This window comes from Gemmobacter nanjingensis (genome assembly GCF_014652195.1).
Classification (GTDB): domain Bacteria; phylum Pseudomonadota; class Alphaproteobacteria; order Rhodobacterales; family Rhodobacteraceae; genus Gemmobacter; species Gemmobacter caeni.
In genome coordinates this window covers 108,441-127,879 of the sequence record NZ_BMYI01000004.1, presented here as the reverse complement: position 1 = coordinate 127,879, position 19,439 = coordinate 108,441, and the positions used below count along the sequence as shown (strand labels likewise).

General features: G+C 66.3%; 18 protein-coding genes and 1 riboswitch. Of the genes, 12 read left to right on the top strand and 6 right to left on the bottom strand.

The annotated features are described in order from the left end of the window. Nucleotide 1: 1 nt before the first annotated feature. Both capA and capB read right to left on the bottom strand, forming a co-directional pair. Nucleotides 2-2,122: a caprolactamase subunit alpha gene (gene capA, locus IE126_RS09585; protein WP_189380816.1), complete on the bottom strand. Its 2,121-nt coding sequence runs from the start codon at nucleotides 2,120-2,122 to the stop codon at nucleotides 2-4. An 89-nt stretch (nucleotides 2,123-2,211) separates the two neighbouring features. Next, nucleotides 2,212-3,960: a caprolactamase subunit beta gene (gene capB, locus IE126_RS09580; protein ID WP_054301311.1), complete on the bottom strand. Its 1,749-nt coding sequence runs from the start codon at nucleotides 3,958-3,960 to the stop codon at nucleotides 2,212-2,214. A 307-nt stretch (nucleotides 3,961-4,267) separates the two neighbouring features. On the opposite strand from capB, the gene IE126_RS09575 reads away from it, so the two are divergent. Continuing rightward, nucleotides 4,268-5,221 (top strand): AraC-like ligand-binding domain-containing protein, encoded by a 954-nt coding sequence (locus IE126_RS09575; protein ID WP_189380815.1) that lies wholly within the window; start codon nucleotides 4,268-4,270, stop codon nucleotides 5,219-5,221. A gap of 51 nt (nucleotides 5,222-5,272) precedes the next feature. Beyond that, entirely contained in the window at nucleotides 5,273-5,701 is a 429-nt protein-coding gene (locus IE126_RS09570; protein WP_054301313.1) for a hypothetical protein, read from the top strand. On the opposite strand, the gene IE126_RS09565 is transcribed toward IE126_RS09570, so the two are convergent. Continuing rightward, nucleotides 5,698-7,095, bottom strand: coding sequence for a pyridoxal phosphate-dependent decarboxylase family protein (locus IE126_RS09565; protein ID WP_189380814.1), 1,398 nt, complete (start codon nucleotides 7,093-7,095; stop codon nucleotides 5,698-5,700). The two genes, IE126_RS09570 and IE126_RS09565, sit on opposite strands and share 4 nt — an antisense overlap. A 246-nt stretch (nucleotides 7,096-7,341) precedes the next feature. Then, nucleotides 7,342-7,539: riboswitch (cobalamin riboswitch) on the top strand. A gap of 124 nt (nucleotides 7,540-7,663) precedes the next feature. On the opposite strand from IE126_RS09565, the gene IE126_RS09560 reads away from it, so the two are divergent. The 10 genes from IE126_RS09560 (at nucleotide 7,664) to IE126_RS09515 (ending at nucleotide 16,424) form a co-directional block, all read left to right on the top strand. Further along, nucleotides 7,664-9,550 carry a TonB-dependent receptor plug domain-containing protein gene (locus IE126_RS09560; protein WP_189380813.1) on the top strand — a complete coding sequence of 629 codons (1,887 nt, stop codon included), beginning with the start codon at nucleotides 7,664-7,666 and terminating at the stop codon, nucleotides 9,548-9,550. After that, nucleotides 9,544-10,374, top strand: coding sequence for an ABC transporter substrate-binding protein (locus IE126_RS09555; protein WP_189380812.1), 831 nt, complete (start codon nucleotides 9,544-9,546; stop codon nucleotides 10,372-10,374). Before IE126_RS09560 ends, IE126_RS09555 begins: the two co-directional genes overlap by 7 nt. Then, nucleotides 10,371-11,357, top strand: coding sequence for a FecCD family ABC transporter permease (locus IE126_RS09550; protein WP_189380811.1), 987 nt, complete (start codon nucleotides 10,371-10,373; stop codon nucleotides 11,355-11,357). The genes IE126_RS09555 and IE126_RS09550 overlap by 4 nt, the downstream gene beginning before the upstream one ends. Continuing rightward, a complete protein-coding gene (locus IE126_RS09545) occupies nucleotides 11,354-12,097 on the top strand; it encodes an ABC transporter ATP-binding protein (RefSeq protein ID WP_189380810.1) in 744 nt (247 codons plus the stop codon). Before IE126_RS09550 ends, IE126_RS09545 begins: the two co-directional genes overlap by 4 nt. After that, complete coding sequence (locus IE126_RS09540; RefSeq protein WP_189380809.1) at nucleotides 12,094-12,762, top strand: adenosylcobinamide amidohydrolase; 669 nt, start codon at nucleotides 12,094-12,096, stop codon at nucleotides 12,760-12,762. The genes IE126_RS09545 and IE126_RS09540 overlap by 4 nt, the downstream gene beginning before the upstream one ends. A gap of 96 nt (nucleotides 12,763-12,858) precedes the next feature. Further along, entirely contained in the window at nucleotides 12,859-13,542 is a 684-nt protein-coding gene (locus IE126_RS09535; protein ID WP_108129175.1) for a MotA/TolQ/ExbB proton channel family protein, read from the top strand. Further along, nucleotides 13,539-13,916, top strand: a complete 378-nt coding sequence (locus IE126_RS09530; protein ID WP_054302847.1) for an ExbD/TolR family protein — start codon at nucleotides 13,539-13,541, stop codon at nucleotides 13,914-13,916. Before IE126_RS09535 ends, IE126_RS09530 begins: the two co-directional genes overlap by 4 nt. A gap of 1 nt (nucleotide 13,917) precedes the next feature. Then, entirely contained in the window at nucleotides 13,918-14,340 is a 423-nt protein-coding gene (locus tag IE126_RS09525; protein ID WP_108129176.1) for an ExbD/TolR family protein, read from the top strand. After that, complete coding sequence (locus IE126_RS09520; protein WP_108129177.1) at nucleotides 14,337-15,200, top strand: TonB family protein; 864 nt, start codon at nucleotides 14,337-14,339, stop codon at nucleotides 15,198-15,200. Before IE126_RS09525 ends, IE126_RS09520 begins: the two co-directional genes overlap by 4 nt. Before the next feature lie 63 nt (nucleotides 15,201-15,263). Continuing rightward, nucleotides 15,264-16,424 carry a WD40/YVTN/BNR-like repeat-containing protein gene (locus IE126_RS09515; protein WP_189380808.1) on the top strand — a complete coding sequence of 387 codons (1,161 nt, stop codon included), beginning with the start codon at nucleotides 15,264-15,266 and terminating at the stop codon, nucleotides 16,422-16,424. A gap of 20 nt (nucleotides 16,425-16,444) precedes the next feature. Here the strand turns inward: IE126_RS09515 and IE126_RS09510 are convergent, their stop codons facing one another. The 3 genes from IE126_RS09510 to IE126_RS09500 form a co-directional block, all read right to left on the bottom strand. Beyond that, entirely contained in the window at nucleotides 16,445-18,085 is a 1,641-nt protein-coding gene (locus IE126_RS09510; RefSeq protein WP_054302851.1) for a BCCT family transporter, read from the bottom strand. Nucleotides 18,086-18,172: 87 nt separating this feature from the next. Beyond that, nucleotides 18,173-18,340, bottom strand: coding sequence for a hypothetical protein (locus IE126_RS09505; protein WP_189380807.1), 168 nt, complete (start codon nucleotides 18,338-18,340; stop codon nucleotides 18,173-18,175). A gap of 89 nt (nucleotides 18,341-18,429) precedes the next feature. Beyond that, nucleotides 18,430-19,365 carry a hydrogen peroxide-inducible genes activator gene (locus tag IE126_RS09500; RefSeq protein WP_108129179.1) on the bottom strand — a complete coding sequence of 312 codons (936 nt, stop codon included), beginning with the start codon at nucleotides 19,363-19,365 and terminating at the stop codon, nucleotides 18,430-18,432. Nucleotides 19,366-19,439 lie beyond the last annotated feature (74 nt).

Here is a 19,439-nt window from a genome sequence, read left to right as displayed (position 1 = left end):
CTCAGGCGACCTCGGTCGCGCGCTGCGGCTGTGCCGCGCCGGTCTGGGTTGCCAGCGTCAGAACGTAAACGCCAGAGGCATCCAGCTCCGCCAGCCAGCCGGGTTCGATCACGATGGTGGTCGTGACCTCCTGAATGACAGCCGGGCCGGTGATGCGGTCGCCCGCGCCCAGTGCCGCACCGTCATAGACGGGGGTTTCATGCGCGATGCCGTCGGCGTTGAAGATCATCTCGCGCGTGCCCTTCAGTGCCGAATGCGCGCCCTTGCCGGGGACGACGGTCATGCGGCCGGGCTTGTCCACCGCGCCGGTGATCGCGCTTTCGACATTGACCACCTCGACGGCGCTGTTCGGCTCGGCATAGGTGTAGAGCTCCTCATGCCGGGCGTGGAAGGCGGCCTTCAGACGTTCCAGCGCGGCCTCGGTCACCTCGAACGGGTCGACGTCCACGGTGCATTCATGCACCTGCCCGACATAACGCATGTCGAGGCTGCGGCGGATGCTGATCGTGTCATCGGTGAAGCCATCGGCCATCAGATCGGCACGGCCGCGTGCCTCCAGCCCGTTGAACAGGCCGTTCAGCTTTGCGGCGGATTCGGCGCCTTCCAGACGGGCGGCGGCGGGGGCCATGTAGTTGTATTTCACATCGGAAATGATCTGCCCAAAGGCGCAAAGCCCCGAGGCCAGCTTCGAGATCAGCACCTTGCGGGTGCCCATCTCGCGTGCCAGCGCCGTGATATGCGCCGCCGTCGCGCCGCCCGCGCAGTTCAGCACGAAATCGCGCGGATCATAGCCCCGCTCGACCGAGACGCGGCGGATCGCGTTCACCATGTTGTTGTTGACGATGGTGAACATGCCATAGGCGGCCTTTTCCACGCTGATGCCCAGCGGATCGGCCAGATGGGTCTTGATCGCGGCGCGTGCCTTTTCGACGTTCAGCGGCAGGCGGCCCCCCACCAGACCATCGGGGTTCAGATAGCCCAGCACCAGATTGGCGTCGGTAGTGGTGGGTTTCTCGCCGCCCTGATCGTAACAGGCCGGGCCGGGTTCGGACCCCGCCGATTGCGGCCCCATCTGCATGAGGCCCATGCTGTCGATCCAGCCGATCGAACCGCCACCGGCGCCCAGCGTTTCGACCTGGATCATCGGAATACCGATGCGATAGCGCAGAAAATCGACGTTCTTCGACACATTCGCCCGGCCGTCGCGGGTCAGCGTGATGTCGAATGAGGTGCCGCCCATATCGACGGTGATGATGTCCTTCATATCCCAGGGCTGACCCAGCCAGAGCGCCGCCTGCGGCGCCGAAGCGGGCCCGGAATTGATGGCATAGACCGACTGGTCCGACACAACCTTGCCAAGCGCCAGCCCACCGTTCGACTGGAAGTAGCGCACCGGGTGGCGGGCGCCGAGGCTGCGGAAATAGGCGTCCACTGCCTCGACATAGCGTTGCAGGATCGGGGCGAGATAGGCATTCACGATGGCGGTGGAGGTGCGGGTATATTCGCGCACCTGCGGGTAAAGCTGGCTGCCCACGGTCAGCCGGACATCCGGCATCATCTCGCGCACGATTTCTGCGGCGCGGTTTTCATGTTCGGGGTACAGCACCGACCAGACAAAGCTGATGGCGACGGATTCGACGCCCTCGCGCAGGAAATGCCGGCAGGCCTCGCGCACGTCATCCTCGTTCAGGGGTGTGTGGACCTGGCCGTTCGACAGCACCCGTTCACCGACGCCCCGGCGCAGATAGCGCGGCACCAGCATGGTGGCGGGCGGATAGTCGGGGTCGTAGCGATAGCCGTCTTCCTTGTGGCCAAGGCGGATCTCGATGCTGTCTTCATGGCCGCGTGTGGCGATCAGGCCGGTCTTGGCGCCGTTATGGGTGATCAGCGCGTTCAACCCGACCGTGGTGCCGTTGATGCAGAGATCGGCGTTGGAGACGATGGTTTCGGGGGAAAGCCCGGTTTCCTCTTCGATCAGGGCGAGGCCGTTGCGGATGGCGGCGGTCGGGTCGTTGGGGGTGGAGAGCGCCTTGAAGATGCGCACGCCGCCCTTGCGATCGGCGAGGATGAAATCGGTGAAGGTGCCGCCGGCGTCGATGCCGAGACGATACTGGTTCTGCATGGGTTGCGGTCCTTTGGGATGGTGGGGCCGGACGGGGGGCTGTCTGCCCCCCGAACCCCCCGAGGATATTTTTCGACAGAAAATGGGGATCAGGCGGCGCGGAGTTTCGCGGTGGCGGCGTGATCGACGCTCAGGCTGTCGCGGTCGGTGATGACGACGCCATAGTCGAGGCGGGCGCCTTCGAGGCTGACGAGGCCGTTGCGCACGTCTTCGACCACCTTCTGGATGTCGCGTTCGAACGGGTTGCCGTAACCGCCGCCGCCGGGGTTCTTGTTGGCGGCGCGTTCGCCGGGCTGGATCGTCTCAATCACGTTTTCGGTGATGATCCGGGTCTGCCCGTTGCGTGTGACCTCCAGCCGTCCAACCTTGGGCTGGATCAGCGCCGATTTCGCGCCGGCGGCACCCATGGCGGGGATGCGGCGGCCTTCGCCGAAGGTGACGAGCGTCATGGGCGTGTCCATCGGCTCCACCTCCCAGCAGGTGCCGGAGCCGCCGCGGTTCTTTCCCGCGCCGCCCGAATCTTCCATCAGCCCATAGCGGTGAATGATGATCGGGTAGCTGTGTTCCAGCATCTCGATGTCGCCGCTGGTCAGCGCGCCGAAGCAGCATTCCGGGCCGCAGGCATGCCAGCCATCCTGTGCGGCCGTGGCTCCCGCGCCCGAGATGATCGAGGCCAGCACCATGGTCACATATTCCTCGTCATGGCGCTTGTCCCAGCCTGCGATGTTGCAGCCATTGGCATGGCCCCAAGAGGCCGAGACCTTGGCGGGCGCTGCCTGTTCAAAGGCAAGCCGCACGGCGTCGGTCAGGGTTTCCATCGGCGTGGTGGTGCAGTTCATGTGCGGAGCAGGGGATTTTGCGTTGCACAGCGTGCCCTTCGGCCCCATGTCGGTGGTGACACAGCGATAGAGCCCCTCGTTATAGGGTGGCGGCAGTTGGGCAAACATCATCAGCCCGAGATAAACGCCGGAATGGCTGTTCCCTTCGTAGCTGTTGATGAAATAGGGCACCTGCGGCGGCGAGGCGATCTCGATATGACAGGCATCGCCCTTGATGGTGACGGTGGCGGTGATGTCGAAATCGCCGAAGCCGTGACCGGCATCCTCAAGGATCGCGGTGCCGGTATAGGTGCCGTCGGGCACGCCCGCGATCAGCTTGCGCATATGCGCCTCGGCCATGTCGAGCAGTTCGGCGATGCAGTCCTGCACCACGTCTTTGCCGTATTTCTTCATCAGGTTGATGAGGTTGCGCGCGCCCACCTGACAGGCGCCGATCAGCGCGTTGAAGTCGCCCTCCTGGTCGCGGCGTGCGCGCATGTTGGTCAGGAGCAGGTTCATCACGTCATGGCGCGGCTTGCCCTTGTCCCACAGTTTCACCGGCGGGATGCGCAGGCCTTCGGCGAAGATCTCGGTCGCATTGGGGTTGTAGCCCGCCGGAACCGGGCCACCGATATCGGTCAGGTGGCCCTTGCAGACGGTCCAGAATACCAGCTCACCTTCATAGAACACCGGGTAATACATGCAGGTGTCGATGATATGCGAACCGCCATAGGCCGGATCGTTGTGCAGGATCAGGTCACCCTCGTGGATCTCGCCCTCGAAGAACTTCGCCACCGATTTCATCGCGGGGATCAGCGAGCCGAGGTGGATCGGGATGTCCTGTCCTTGCAGGATCATCTCGGGCGTGTGGTTGAACAGCGCCGTCGAATAATCATGCGCGAGGTTGAAGACAGAGCTGCGCGCCGTCTGTTCCAGCGTCAGGGTCATTTCGCGCTGGGTGGTTTCCAGCACACCGCGCACCACCGAAAGGGTGATCGGGTCCACGTTGCGTTTGGTCATGTCGGTCCTTCCCGTTGGGAAGCAGCCACGAAAACAGGCACGCCGGGGGCGCGGTTGTCCTTCTCCCTGTTTCCGGGCCGCTCGCCGGCCTCTCAAGATGGCAGACAGGATGACGCGGGACGCGGCCACGATCTTGCAGACCGGCGCGGGATCATTTGCAAACCGGCGCAGGGATGGGCAGGGCCTTGACGCCCTGCGCATGACCCTTTGTCATTCCGTGCAGGCCGGGCGCGTCGCCGCGAAATTTTCTTGAACGGAAGGGCGTTCGTGGTTAGCGATTCTTGCAGGCCCTCCGGGGGAGATCGCCATGGACATCATTGCCCACAGCACGGCCCTGACGGCCCCCGCGCAGCGGGCGGTGCACTGGAACCGTGTCATTGCCGAGACCTATTTTCCGCTGCATCTGACCTATCGGGATGCGCGCAGCTTCACCGGCACGCTGGAGCGGCGCGAGATGGGGCAGGTGTCCCTGTCGCGGCTTTGCACGGAACCCCTGCAATACGAACGCCTGCCCGACCACATCTCGCATACGCGGGAGGAGGAATATCTGGTCACCATTCCGCGCCGCAGCCCGGTGGAGTTTCATCAGCTTGGCCGTCAGGTGCGCTGTGATCCCGGCGGGTTTATCCTGGAACGCGGGGACGAACCCTATCGGTTCTCCTATGGCGCTGCGAACGAACTGACGGTGCTGAAAATCTCGAAGCGCATGCTGGCGGAAAAGCTGCGCGACCCGGATCGGTTCTGCGCGCGCATCATAGACGCGGGCAGTGGCCTGCCCGCGCTGTTTTCGGCGATGATGGGGCAGCTGCAGGTACTGCCGGAAACCGAGGCGCGGGCGGCGGCCATTCTGGGGCGGCAGACGGTCGAGGTGCTGGCGCTGGCGCTGGAGGGCAATACCGAAGATGGCGAGGCGGGCGTGCGCACCGCCGTGCGGGCGGGTCATCTGCGGCGGGCAGAGCATGTCATCCGGCAGAACCTGTCAAACACCGCCCTGTCACCGGAATATGTGGCCGATGCCTGCGGCATCTCCAAACGCTATCTGCACGAACTGTTCAGCGATACCAACAAGACCGTCTCGCAATTCATCCGCGAGGAACGGCTGATCGCGGCGCGGGATGTGATCGGCGCCTCGCGGCATCTGCCGATGGCCGAGATTGCCTATCGCTTCGGCTTCTCCGATCAGGCGCAGTTCTCGCGGCTGTTCAAGGCGTTGTTCGGCCTGACCCCGACCGACTGGCGCAGGCAGGCTGGCGATGCTTGACAGGCGGGCCGGGTGCTGCGCAGCCTGACCCCGCGAACAGGAGGGGGCGCCATGCAGGATCATCATTGTCACACCAGCAGCATCGTGGTGAACCGCCCGGCAGAGGTGGCCTTTGCCATCATGTCCGACGGGATAGCGCAGGGCCAGTGGGCCTGGGGCAGCGCCAACCGGCGCGAGGCGGAGCCGGGGCTGTTTGTAGGCACCTCGGTCTTTTCGGGCAAGGAAACCTGGGTCCGGCTGAACGCTGATCCGGCACGGTTTCAGGTAGATTACGACGTCGGCCCGTCGAAAGAGGCCATGCAGTTTCGCAACATGTCGCGGGTGATCCCCGGTGACGTGCTGAAGATCGGCGCCGACAAATGCGTGGTGACGCTGCTGACATGGCGGCTGGCCACCCAGACCGATGCGGAATGGGAGCAGATGGGCTGCATCCACGAGGCGGAGATGTTTCTGATCCGGGGCCTTCTGGAACGGAGTTAACCGTTCCCGGCCAGTGCGGTGATCACCTCGAAGGCCGTGGCCACATCGGCCTCGGTCGCGTCGAACTGGCCGACCTGAAAGCGGATCACCAGCCCATCCTGCACCCGCGTCTGCGTGATGTAGATGCGGCCATCATCGTTGATCCGGTTGATGAAGGCCTGCTGCGCCGCCTCATCCGCGCCTTTCAGCCGGAAGGTGAACAGTGACAGGACCGGCTCGGTCATGATCTCGAACCGCGGATCGGCGCGCAGCCTGTCTGCCAGCGCCTGCGACCAGCGCACATGGTTGCGGATGCGGGTGCGCAGCCCTTCCAGCCCGTAATGCCGCAGCACGAACCAGAGTTTCAGCGCACGGAAGCGGCGGCCCAGCGGAATCGACCATTCCGAATAATTGACGATCCCGTCCGCGCCATGGGTCTTGAGGTATTCCGGCCGGATCGCCAGCGTCCGCACCAGCGGCTCGGGGTCGCGCAGGAAATGCGCCGCGCAGTCGAATTGCACGCCCAGCCATTTATGCGGATTGAACACGATGGAATCGGCGCCTTCTATGCCGGTCCACAACTCGCGGAACTCCGGGCAGATCATCGCGGCGCCTGCCCAGGCTGCATCGACATGGGTGTAAAGCCCGTGCGCCTTCGCCACGGCAAGCGTCGCCGCAATGTCGTCGCAGGCGCCGGTTCCGGTGCCTCCGGTGCAGGCGATCACCCCGCAGGGGTGCAACCCCGCCGCCAGATCGGCACGGATGGCGGCATCCAGCGCCGCCGGGTCCATGCTGCGCCGCGGGCCTTGCGTCGGGATGCGGACGAGGTTCGCGGCCCCGATGCCGGAAATCCAGATCGCCCGGTCGATGGAGGTATGCACCTCGCCCGAACAATAGACCCGCAGGCGCGGCTGGCTGCTCAGGCCCTGTTCATTGCCGGCCCAATCCAGTGCGCGCTCCCGCATCGTCAGCACAGCGGCGAGCGTGGCGGACGAGGCGCTGTCCTGAATGACCCCCTTGAATCCCTCTGGCAGACCAACCGACTGACGCAGCCAGTCCATCATCACCGTCTCCATCTCGGTCGCGGCGGGCGAGGTCTGCCACAGCATGCATTGCGCGGCGACGGTGTTGGCGAGAAACTCGGCCAGCATCGAAGGCGGCGTGGCATTGGCGGGGAAATAGGCGAAGAAGCGCGGGTGCTGCCAGTGCGTCATACCGGGCATCACGATCTGTTCGAAATCGGCGAAGATTGCCTCCATCGCCTCGGGCGTTTCCGGCGGACAGGCGGGCAGGGCGGCGGCCACTTCGCCGGGACGGGTGCCGGCGCGGACCGGGCGCTCGCGCAGACCCTGATGATAGTGTGCGCCCCAATCGGCGATACGGGCGCCCCAGCGGGCGAAATCGGTCCAGTTCATCGGGGCTCCTTGGTCGTGGCTTCGGGGATGGCGCAGAGCTTACCGCATTGTGCCTGTGGGGCTGGGCTTTCCGGATCGTTCAGCCCGCATCCTGCGGCGTGGTCATCTGCGCTCCTCCCCCGGGTGGGCAAAGCTTTGCTGCTTGGCCCGGTCCCGTCAAGCAGGCTGGGTGCGTGCATGGTGCCACAGCGGAATGCGATCCACCCGCCGCGCTGCGGCGCGGCCTTGACTCGCGCAGCCCCCGGACCCTAGATCGCAGGACCAAGTTCCGGCCCGCCGGATGAAAAGGGAATACGGAGGAACGCCTGCGTTCTGGCCGTAGCTGCCCCCGCAACTGTCAGCGGTGAGCGACGTCGATCATGCCACTGGGGCGGCAAAGCCCCGGGAAGGCCGGCAACGCTACGACCCGCGAGCCAGGAGACCTGCTTGGAGGATCACCCTTTCCGGGCGCGAGGGGCGCCATGGAAGCGGCCTTAACCGCAGCGGTGACAGCAAGCACTGTCTGCGGAACCCTTTCCGCGACACATCGGGTCTGTCGGGCATTTGCCCGCGATTGGGAGAACGGAACATGGGTTCCAAACGCGTGTCGTATCTTGGTCTTCTGGCCACCACCTGCCTTCTGGTGCCGGGCGCTGCCGTGGCGCAGGAGGTCACCGAAATGGATGAGATCATCATTTCCGGCGGCCTGACCGGCATTGCCGCCAATGCCTATGGCCGGTCGGTCACCGTGCTGGATGGCGCCGAAATCGCGGATCGCGGCATCGCGACGGTGCAGGATGCCCTGCGCGCGCTGCCAGGGGTTTCCGTGACCGGCTCGGGCAGCACCTATACGCAGGTGCGTATCCGGGGCGGCGAGGCCAGCCATACGCTTGTGCTGATCGACGGGATCGAGGCCAGTGCCGGGTCCGATGAATATGTCTTCACCGGGCTGGAAGCCGCCGATATCGACCGGATCGAGGTGCTGCGCGGCCCGCAATCGGCTTCTTACGGCTCCAATGCCTCGACGGGGGTGATCAACATCATCACCAAAAAGGGCGATGAGGGCACGCATTACGGCGGCCGGATCGAGTTCGGCAACGGCACTGCCGCCTCGGCCTTCCTGTCGCAGCGCAGTGCGCGCGGCGGGCTCAAGCTGAGCCTCTCGGATCGTGATGACAAGGGCTATGACCAGTCCGGCGATGGCGGCGAGAAGGACGGTATCCGCCGCCGCACCCTGAACCTGTCGGGCGACTGGCAGGCGACCGAGGATCTGACGCTGGGCTTCACCCTGCGCCGCTCGAAAGAGCGCTACGACTATGATTCCGAAAACTGGGCCGCGACCGATGCCGACAGCTACGTCGTGGATGACCCGGCGCCCTACAGCAACCGCGATGAACAGACCGGCGCTTTGTGGGCGGAATTTTCGATGCTGGATGGCCGGATGACCCATCGGCTGGAATGGCAGAACACGCTGTTCAGGCAGAGCTTCAACGGCGGCCCGACCACGCGGAGTGAGACCGGGAAGCTGAAATACCGGCTCAGCTACGCGCTGGACGGACAGGCGGTGGAAGATGCGTCGCACCTGCTGAACCTGCTTGCGGAAAAGGAGGATGATGAATCCTCGGCGGCGCCGGGTTACAAGCGCGGCATGACCTCGGTCGCGCTGGAATATCGCGGTTTTCTTGACAACGGGCTGGACATCCAGGCTGGCATCCGGCGCGACAACAACAAGACCTTCGAGGATTTCACCAGCTGGAACATCGGCCTGTCGTGGCGCGTGCCGGATACCGGGCTGCGCGTCCATGCCTCGGCGGGCCGCGCCTCGGTCAACCCGTCCTATTACGAACTTTATGCCGATGACAGCTACACGCTGGGCAATCCCCGTCTGGCACCCGAACGCAACACCGGCTTCGATCTGGGGATCGAGACCGAGGTTCTGGGCGGTCGCGGCCTGATCGACATCACCTATTTCAACGAGAAGCTGGAAGACGAGATCACCTATGCCTATGGCGCGGCACCCGATGGCTCGGGCCGGGCGACCTATGTCAACCAGTCGGGCAAAAGCCCGCGTCAGGGGATCGAGCTCAGCGGTCGCCTGCAAGCCACCGACACGCTGTCTCTGGGGATGAACTACACCTATCTGGACGCAAAGAACCCCGACGGCTCGGTCGAGATCCTGCGCCCCCGGCACGAGCTTGGCCTGTCAGGCACCTGGCAGACCTTTGGCGGCCGCGGTTCGGTTACGGCGGACATCCGCTATGCGGCGGGGAATTACAGCACCGAATACTGGGGCGCCTTTGCAACCCGCAAGACCCCGGTCTGGACCACCGTGAATGTCGCCGCGCGCTATGATCTGACCGACAGCGTGCAGCTGACCGGGCGCGTCACCAACCTCTTTGACCGCAAGAATGTGGAAACCTGGGGTTATGCAACGCCAGGTCGCACCGCATGGCTGGGGCTGGAGGCGAAATGGTAAGGCAGCTTGCGCTGCTTTTGCTGCTGGCCGGTCCGGTAAGCACCGGGCCGGGGTTCGCCGCGCCGGACGCCCCCCGGCGCGTCGTCTCGATCAATCTCTGTACCGATCAGCTTGCTATCCTCCTGGCCGCGCCGGGGCAGTTGATTTCCGTCTCCGATCTGGCGCAGGACCCGCGCTCCTCCACCATGGTCGAGGCGGCCATGGCCTATCCGGCCAATCAGGGTCAGGCCGAGGAGGTTTACCTGATGAAGCCCGATCTGGTTCTGGCCGGAGCCTATACGGCGCGTGCCACGGTATCGATGCTGGAAAGGCTGGGTATCCGCGTGGTCACCTTCCCGCCTGCGAGTTCCATCGCGGAGGTGCGGCAGGGCATGATCGAGATGGGCCGCGCTCTGGGCCGTGAGGCGGCGGCGCAGGCCATGCTGGAGGCGTTCGATGCCCGTCTCGCGCGGCTGCCACCGGCCCCGTCGCAGCGCCCAACCGCCGCGACCTTCGCGGCCAACGGCTATGCCTCGGGCAGCCGGAGCCTTGCGGGCGAGATCATCGAACGCGCGGGCTATCACCATCTGGCCGAGGATCTGGGCATGCCCATGGGCGGCTTCCTGCCGCTGGAGGCGCTGATCATGGCCGACCCCGATCTGGTGATTGCGGGCGATCCCTATCCCGGCGCCTCGCGCGCCGAAGAGGTGCTGCACCACCCCGCGCTTGCCGCGCTGACCGGCGGGCAGACGGTGCTGGAGGAGAATGACTGGGTCTGTGGCCTGCCCGCGCTGCTGGATGCGACCGAACGGCTTGCCGCGACCCGCAAGGGGGTCGGGCCATGAGCTTTGCGCGGCTGCTGACCCTGCTGGCCGTGCTGGTTGCGCTGCTGTTCCTCGCCTCGCTGGTGACGGGCGTTGCGGCGGCGGGTCCAGGGGAATCCCTGCGCGCGCTGGTCTTTGGCGATGGCGGGCCGTTGACGCTGGTAATGCGGGAAATCCGGCTGCCGCGTGCGCTGCTTGCGGTGATGGTGGGGGTGAGCCTTGGCCTTTCGGGGGCGGCAATGCAGGGGCTCTTGCGCAATCCGCTTGCCGAACCCGGTCTGATCGGCGTTTCGGCCTCGGCGGCCCTCGGCGCGGTGCTGGCATTGCAGACCGGCTTTGCGGCGGCCTTCACCCTGGCACTGCCATTTTCGGCGCTGGCGGGGGCGCTTGCGGGAGTGTTGCTGATCCTGCTGCTGGCGGGCCGCAGCGGTGGCGCGCTGGCGCTGATCCTGGCGGGGGTGGCGCTGTCGGCGCTGGCCGCCGCGATGACCTCTCTGGTATTGAACCTGTCGCCCAACCCCTTTGCAGCCAATGAAATCGTGTTCTGGATGATGGGATCACTGGCTGACCGCAGCTTTGCCCATGTCTGGATCGCCCTTCCGATCATGGCGGCGGGCTGGCTTGCACTGGCGCGGACAGGTCGGGGGCTGGAGGCGCTGACGCTGGGCGAGGATGCCGCCTCCGCCATGGGCACCGATCTCCGCCGCCTGCGGTTGCTGGTGGTGACGGGCGTCGCGGCCTCGGTCGGCGCCGCCACGGCGGTGGCAGGCGCGGTGGGCTTCGTCGGGCTGGTGGTGCCGCATCTCTTGCGTGGCGCGGTCGGGGGGCGCCCGTCGCGGCTGTTGCCTGCGGCCGCGCTGGGAGGGGCGGCGCTGGTGCTGGCGGCCGATATCGGCGTGCGCGTCATCCTGCCGGGGCGTGATCTCAAACTCGGCGTTCTGATGGCGCTGGTGGGCGCGCCGGTGTTCCTGCATCTGATCTGGCGCATGCGGGGGCAGACATGAGCCTGTTGACGCTCGACCGTCTGAGCCTGTCCCGCAGCAGCACGCCCGTTCTGCGCGAGATTTCCCTGACCATCGCGCCCGGCGAATGCGTGGGGTTGCTGGGGCCGAATGGCGCCGGGAAATCCACGCTGATGCGCGCGGCGCTGGGGCTGGTGCAGGCCAGTGGCCAGAGCTCGCTCGCCCGGCTGCGCCCGGCGGAGCGCGCGGCGCAGGTCGCCTGGCTGCCGCAGGCGCGTGAAATCGCCTGGCCGGTCAGCGTGGCCCATCTGGTCTCGCTCGGCGCGATGGCGCGTGGCCGGGCCGGAGATCACCCCTCGGTCGCGGCTGCCATCGCCCGCATGGGGCTGGAGCCATTCCGCAACCGCGTGGCAACGGCCCTTTCTGGCGGGGAGCAGGCGCGGGTTCTGCTGGCCCGCGCGCTGGCCCAGGATACTCCGCTCCTCATGGCGGATGAGCCCGTCGCGGGCCTCGACCCTGCCCAGCAGATCCGCAGCATGCGGGTGCTGCGCGCGCTGGCGGACGAGGGGCGCGGTGTTGTGGTCTCGCTGCACGATCTCGGGCTGGCGGCGCGACACTGCACCCGGCTTCTGGTGCTGCATCAGGGCGCGCTGGTGGCCGATGGCACGCCGGAGGCGGTGCTGACGCCTGAACTTCTGGCCGGGGTGTTCGACATCATCGCCTATCGTGCCGATACGCCCGAAGGCCCCAGTTTCCAGCCGCTCGCTACGGTGTCGGAATGACTGTGCTCACCCTTGCCCGTCCCTGGCTGATCGCCGATCTGGGGCAGGAGATGCGCGTGCTCAGCTTCGCGCCGTGGCGGCCGGGCTTTGCCACTGCGCGCCGCATCCTGTGGCGCGAGGTGCGTAATGCTGATTTGACGCCGGATCTGGACGTGGACCGCTGGTTCGCGGCTGAAATGGCGGGGCAGGGCGCGTCGGGGGATGTCGGCATGCTGACCTCGCGCGATATCGGGCGACATTTCACCGCGCAGGCAGAGGTGGAGGGGATCGCCGTCACCTGTATTGCCACGGTCGGGCTTGGCAATGCCGAAACGGCGGGCGCCCGCCGCGCGACGGCCCCCGCGCCGGTGGGCACCATCAACCTCGCTGTGGTGGTCGGGGCCGGGCTGACCGAAACTGCGCAGTTTGAGGCGCTGACCATCGTGGCCGAGGCGCGCACGGCGGCGGTGATGGACAGCGGGTTGCGCCTCGGGAATGGTGCCCGAGCCACCGGCACCGGCACGGATTGCATCGCGCTGGCCGCCCGGCCGGGAGAGATGCGTTTCGCCGGGCTGCATACCGCCCTGGGCGAGGCACTTGGCCGCGCGGTGCGGCAGGCCGTTGCCGTGGGGGCTGAGGACTGGATGCTGGAAAACGGCAGGGTGGCCGACGGCTATCCGCCGTGAACACGGCGCCGCACGGGGGCGAGGCTTTCTCCGGGCGGGGATTTTTGCTAACCATGGCTCAGGCTGACGCCGTGCCGCACGTTTGAGGAAACGCCGATGTCCGGTCAGGAACCCATCACCGCCACGGCCCCTGCGCTGATGTCCTTCATCGCCATGGGCGGCCCTGCCATGTGGGCCATCGCCGTGCTGTCGGTTCTGGCGCTGGCCCTGATCCTGTGGAAGGTGATGCGGCTTCTGTCCTTCGGGGCCTGGTCCGGCGGGCGGCGCACGGCCGAGGCGCTGGAGCTTTGGCACACAGGGCAGCGGGATGCGGCGATGCAGCTGCTGGCCGGGCGCAGCTCGCTTCGTGCGCAGCTCGCACTGGCCGCAATGCGGGCGGCGCAGAACCCCGCCCTCGATCGTGAGGCAGCCGAGGCGGAAACCGCGCGGGTGGCGCGCAAGCTGCTGGCGCAGGCGCGGGCGGGTTTGCGGGGGCTGGAGCTTGCCTCGACCATCGGGCCGCTTCTGGGGCTGCTGGGCACCGTGACCGGCATGATCGCGGCGTTTCAGGCATTGCAGGAGGCGGGCAGCCGCGCTGATCCGGCCACGCTGGCAGGCGGCATCTGGGAGGCGCTGCTGACCACCGCCGCCGGCATGGCGGTGGCCATTCCGGCGCAGGTGGCGCTGACCTGGTTCGACAGTGTGGTCGATGCGCTGCGGCACGACATGGAGGATGCGGCGACGCAGATCCTGCATGGCGCACCGCCCGCCGCGCCGAAATTGCGACAGGCGGCGGAATGATCCGCTTCGGCCCTGACCGGCCGCGCCGGAGGCCCAATCTGACGCCGATGATCGACGTGGTGTTCCTGCTGCTGGTGTTCTTCATGCTCGCCTCGCGTTTTGGCACCGACCGGGCCCTGCCCGTCGCCACCGCAGGAACGGGGGGCAGTTACAGCGGCCCCCCGCGCCTGGTGGAGCTTGCACCGGCTGGCCTGCGGCTGAACGGTGTCACCGTGACGCCCGATGCGCTGGTGGCCGGGCTGGAACGGCTGACCGAAAGCGGATCGGATGTGATCGTGCTGCGTGCCCGCGACGGTGCTGATCTTCAGGCGCTGGTCGCGGTGATGGACAGGCTGTCGGCGGCGGGCTTCAGCCGTCTGGTTCTGGTGCCCTGAGATGGATTTCTCGGACCCGCCCCGCTGTCGTGGCGATGAAAACCTGCTGCCGATGATCAACGTGGTCTTCCTGCTGCTGATCTTCTTCCTGATTGCTGCCCGGCTGACTGCGCCCGAACCTTTCGCGGTCGAACCACCTGAGGCCCGATCCGGGGCAGAGGCGCTGGGGGAGTTCACGCTGTTCCTGTCAGCAGACGGCAAGATCGGTTATCGCGATGCCGAAGGCGACCAGGCGCTTGAGGCCCTCGCTTCTGCCCGGGTGGAACATTGCGCCGGGGTGGATTGTGCCGCGGTTCCGACCCGGCTGACCCTGCGCGCCGATGCGGCATTGCCTGCCGCCGATCTTGCGGCCTTGCTGCCCCGGCTGTCTTCGCTGGGCTTTGCGGCAATCGAGCTGGTGGCGCGGCCCGGAGGCGCAGAGTGAGCGGGCGCCTGCAAGCCGTGCTGGCGCTGTGTCTGGCGGTGGGCCTTCATCTGGCGGCTTTTGCGCTGCGGCCCGGGGCTGCGGGGGCGGCGTCGTCCGGGGCAGGCGGGCTGGATCTGCTGACGCTGCAAGCCGCTGATCCCGCGATTGCCGGGCTGGTGGCGGAATGGGATCGCCCGCCCGTGCCCGTTGCGGAACCGTCGCTCCCGGATGCGCCCGAGGCCCCGTTACTTTCCGAAGCGCCGGATCTGCCCGCGCCAGAGGCGGCACCACCTGTGCCGCTGGCACCATCCGCGCTGGCGGTGCCAGAGGTGGCGGAGGCTGCCCCGAACCTTGATGCCAGCCCCGCCGCCCCGCCGCCGCCCGAGGTGCTGCCCGAGGCGGCCCGGAAGCCTGCGCCGAAACGACCGGAGCAGAAACAGGCGGCGGAACCGCCCAAGCCCGCCAGGACGACAGAGGCCAAACCTGCCGGAGCACCGAAGGCAGCAGGCGCTCCCAAGGCCGCGCCCGGTCAGAAGGCCAGCCGTGCCGCAGGCAGCGGCGGTGGCGATACGGCGGCGGCAAGCAAACCCTCGCAGGCGCAGACCGCCAATCTGGCGAAGCAATGGGGGGCGGCGATCCAGGCGCGGATCGAGCGCCGCCTGCGCCAGTATCCGGGCGTCGGCAGGGTCACGATTCAGGTGACGGTCGCCCGCTCGGGGCAGGTGTTGGGCATCCGCCTCGTCGCCTCCTCGGGCAAGCCCGCGCTGGACGAGGCGGCGCTGCGGGCCGCGCGTGCGGCGGGCCGGATGCCTGCCGCCCCAAAGGGCCTGACCGAGGACAGCCACAGCTTCAACCTGCGCCTGCGTTTCACTCGCTGACAGAAGCCGCTTCGGCCCTGCGGGGACGCGTGCTACCATCCCGCCGGGACAGGGAGGCGCGAGATGGACACAGGATTGTTCCGCATTCTGATCGGCACCACCAAGGGGGCCTTTCTGCTGACAGCACTGGAGGGGCGGGGCGGCTGGAAGGTTTCCGGCCCGTTCTGCGACGGATGGCCGATCAACCATATCATCGGCGACCCCGAAACCGGCACGATCTGGGCAGGCGGGGGCGGGGACTGGCATGGCGCCGGGGTCTGGCGCTCTGATGATGGCGGGGAAAGCTGGACGGTCACGCGGCTCAGCCGGGGCCAGCTTGACCGCTGGGCCGAAAACGACGCCGATTTCGCCGCGATGATCGGGTGGAGCCCCGAACCGCTGCCTTTCGGCGAATCCATGACTCAGATCTGGTCGCTGGGGCTGGTCGGGGGCACGCTTTACGCGGGTACCAAACCGGCACATCTTCTGGCCAGCACCGATGGCGGCCAAAGCTTCGCGCTGGTCGAGGGGCTGGACAATCACCCCTCTGCCGGAAGCTGGAGTCCCGGTGCGGCGGGGCTGGTGCTGCATACCATCCTGTCGGACCCGGAAGCCCCCGAAAAGCTCTGGATCGGGATTTCCGCCGCCGGGGTCTTTGCCTCGGAAGATGGCGGCACGACATGGGAGCGCCGGAACCGCCTGTCCAATCTGGGTGGCTGTGCCGGGCATGACCATCCCGCAGGGCCGCAGGGTGGCGAGATCGGCCATTGCGTTCACAACATGATGCGCGCACCGGGGACGGGGGATGTGCTGTATCAGCAGAACCACCATGGAGTCTGGCGATCCCCTGACGGCGGGCGAAGCTGGGATGATATCACCGCCGGTCTGCCTTCAACCTTTGGCTTTCCGATCCGGGTGCATCCGCGCGATCCGAACCGGCTGTGGACGCTGCCACTGAACGGGGATCGTGATGGCCGTTTCCCGCCCGGCGCGGCGGCGGCGGTGTGGCAGTCGGATGATGCCGGGGCAAGCTGGCGGGCGCAGCGCGCGGGCCTGCCGCAACAGGGTTGTTTCTTCACGGTGCTGCGACAGGCAATGGCGGGCGATGCGCGCGACCCCGCCGGGGTCTATTTCGGCACCAATTCCGGCTCTGTCTTCGCCAGCATCGACGAAGGAGAAAGCTGGGAGGAAATCGCCCGCCACCTGCCGACCATCCTGTCGGTGGAGGTGCTGGACCGCGGCTGAGGCCGCGGCCCGGCATGGGTTCAGCGTGGCTCGGACATCAGCCCCTTCAGCACGGCCCAGCACATCAGCAGCAGGACCAGCGCAAAGGGCAGCCCGGTCGAGATCACCATGGCCTGCAGGGCGCCGAGGCCACCACCGACCAGCAGCACGATGGCCACCGCGCCCTCGAACGTTGCCCAGAACACGCGCTGCGGCATGGGCGCATCGACCTTGCCGCCCGCCGTGATCGTGTCGATCACCAGCGAGCCGGAATCCGACGAGGTGACGAAGAACACGATGACCAGCACAATGGCGATGACCGAGGTGATGGAACTGAGCGGCAATCCCTCCAGCATTGCGAACAGGGACAGCGGCGGGTCGTAATTGTCGATGACCTGCGCCTTCACCGCCGAAGTGGCGGGGTCCGTCAGAACCTGATCAATCGCCACGCCGCCGAAGACGGCCATCCACAGCACGCAGACCAGCGAGGGAATGATGAGGACACAGGTGATGAACTCGCGCACCGTCCGGCCGCGCGAAACCCGCGCGATGAACATGCCGACAAACGGCGACCAGCTGATCCACCATGCCCAGTAGAACGCCGTCCAGCCCTCGCGGTAGTCGTCATCCGAACGGCCGAAGGGGTTCGACAGCGGCACGAGATCCTGCGCATAGGCCAGAAGCCCCTGCCCGAAATCGCCCAGAATGGCCAGTGTCGGCCCGGCTAGCAGTACGAACAGCAGCAGCAACGCCGCGATGCCCATGTTGATCTCTGACAGCAGCTTCACCCCGCCATCCAGCCCGCGCAGCACCGAAAACAGGGCGACGCCGGTGATCAGCGTGATCAGGATGACCTGCACCGTGGTGTCGACCGGAATGCCGAAGACATGGTTCAGACCGGCATTCGCCTGTTGCGCGCCGAAGCCGAGGCTGGTGGCAAGGCCGAACAGCGTGGCGAAGACGGCCAGAATGTCGATGATATGCCCGGTCCAGCCCCAGATCCTTTCGCCGAAGATCGGGTAAAAGGCGGAACGGATGGTCAGTGGCAGACCCTTGTTGAAGGAAAACAGCGCCAGCGCCAGCGCGACCACGGCATAGATCGCCCAGGGGTGCAGACCCCAGTGATAGATCGTCGCGGCAAGGCCCATCGCCTTCGCCCGGTCCACATTTTCCGGAATCAGGTTGCCTGCCTCGTCAAAGGGCGAGGGTGTGCCCAGCGGGGCGGAAATCGCCATGTGATAGACCGGCTCCAGCACGCCGAAGAACATCAGCCCGATGCCCATCCCGGCTGCGAACAGCATGGCGAACCAGCCGGTGTAGCTGTAATCCGGCGTCGCATCGCGCCCGCCCAGCCGCACATTGCCCCAGGGGCTGACGATCAGCACAAGGCAGAACACCACGAAGATGTTCGCGGCGATCATGAAGAACCAGTCAAAGGTGGAGGTCAGCCAGGGGCGGAGCCAGCCGAAAGCCGCGCCCGCCTGTTCGGGCAGTGCAAGGGCGTAAAACACAAAGGCCACGACCGACAGGGCCGAAACCAGAAAGACCGGGTTGTGGATGTCAAACCCCAGGGGGCCGAGGTTGCCCTCGATATTATGTTGTCCGATTTCATATTCGGTATCAATGATCTGTGTCGCGCCTTCGGGCGCGGGTATGCCCTGCGTGTCGCCGGACTCGGCCATGGCCTGTCTCCTGTTCTGATACATCATGTGGCGGAATGCGAATGCACCCATCCGCGTGGCAGAAGGGCCGAAACCCTGAACGGGACGTCAGATACGGCGCCTCAATGCCGTTGGGGCGACACCGGGCTGACCCGGCAGGAGCCCCGGAAACTGCGTGACGGCAAGGCTGGAGGCGGACCCGGTTGCGATGGATCGCGTCTTGCCGGTGCGGGTCGGGCGGCGCAGATCCACAGGAACCAAGGTTTTATCCAGCATACTCTTCCCTCACGGTTTCGAGACGTCACCCTAAGGAAAGTGCCTGCGGGAGTCCACCGGCGGGGGCACAAAAGCGACGTATCAGGTCGCTAAATTCCTTTTCCGGACGTTTTGGCGCCCCTATTTGGAGGGTTTTCCCCGGATTCGACGGTGCGCAGGATCGTGGCGATGCGAGTCAGCTGCGGGGCCAGCGGGTTGGTCTTGCGCCAGACCATGCCAATGGTCCGGCGCGGGCGCGGCTCTGTCAGACGGGCCAGCGATACCGCTGCCGACCGGGTTTCGATCGGCGCTGCCATTTCCGGGATCAGCGTGACCCCGATCCCGGCGCCGACCATCTGCACCAGTGTTGAAAGCGAGCTGCCCTCCATCAGATCGCGAGGGGTGGCCGCTGTCATTTCGCAGAACGACAGCGCCTGATCGCGGAAGCAATGGCCCTCTTCCAGCAGCAGAAGCCGCATCTCGCGCAGCTTTTCGGGTTTCGGAACCGGCTTTGCGGCATCCTCCTGTGGCCGCACCAGCACGAATTCCTCGTCAAAGAGGGCCTCTTCATGCAGGAAGGGTTCGGAAATCGGCAGGGCGACGATGGCGGTATCCATCCGTCCTTCGGCCAGATCCTCGATCAGGCGCTGAGTCACCGCCTCGCGCGGGCGCAGGTCAATGCCGGGGAAGGCAGCGGCCAGTTCCTTGATCACGCGGGGCAGGAGATACGGCGCGACGGTGGGAATAACGCCGATCCGCAACTGCCCCACCAGCGGACCCTGCGAGGCACGGGCCAGTGCACCCAGTTCATCCACGGCCCGCAGGATATCCCGCACCCGCAGCGCAAAGGCCTCGCCCAGGGCCGTCAGCCGGATGCGTCGCGCCCCGCGTTCGACCAGAGGCGTGCCAAGGATTTCCTCCAGTTCCTTGATCTGAAGCGACAGTGCAGGCTGCGAGATCGCGCAGGCCTCGGCCGCGCGACCGAAATGGCCATATTGGGCCAGCGCATCGAAATATCGCAGATGGCGCATCGACAGACCGATCATAAGTCCTGCATATCGCCATCATTAGAAAATGCAAATTCTAATTATGGAAGAACCGTGCCACAACCTTGCCATCA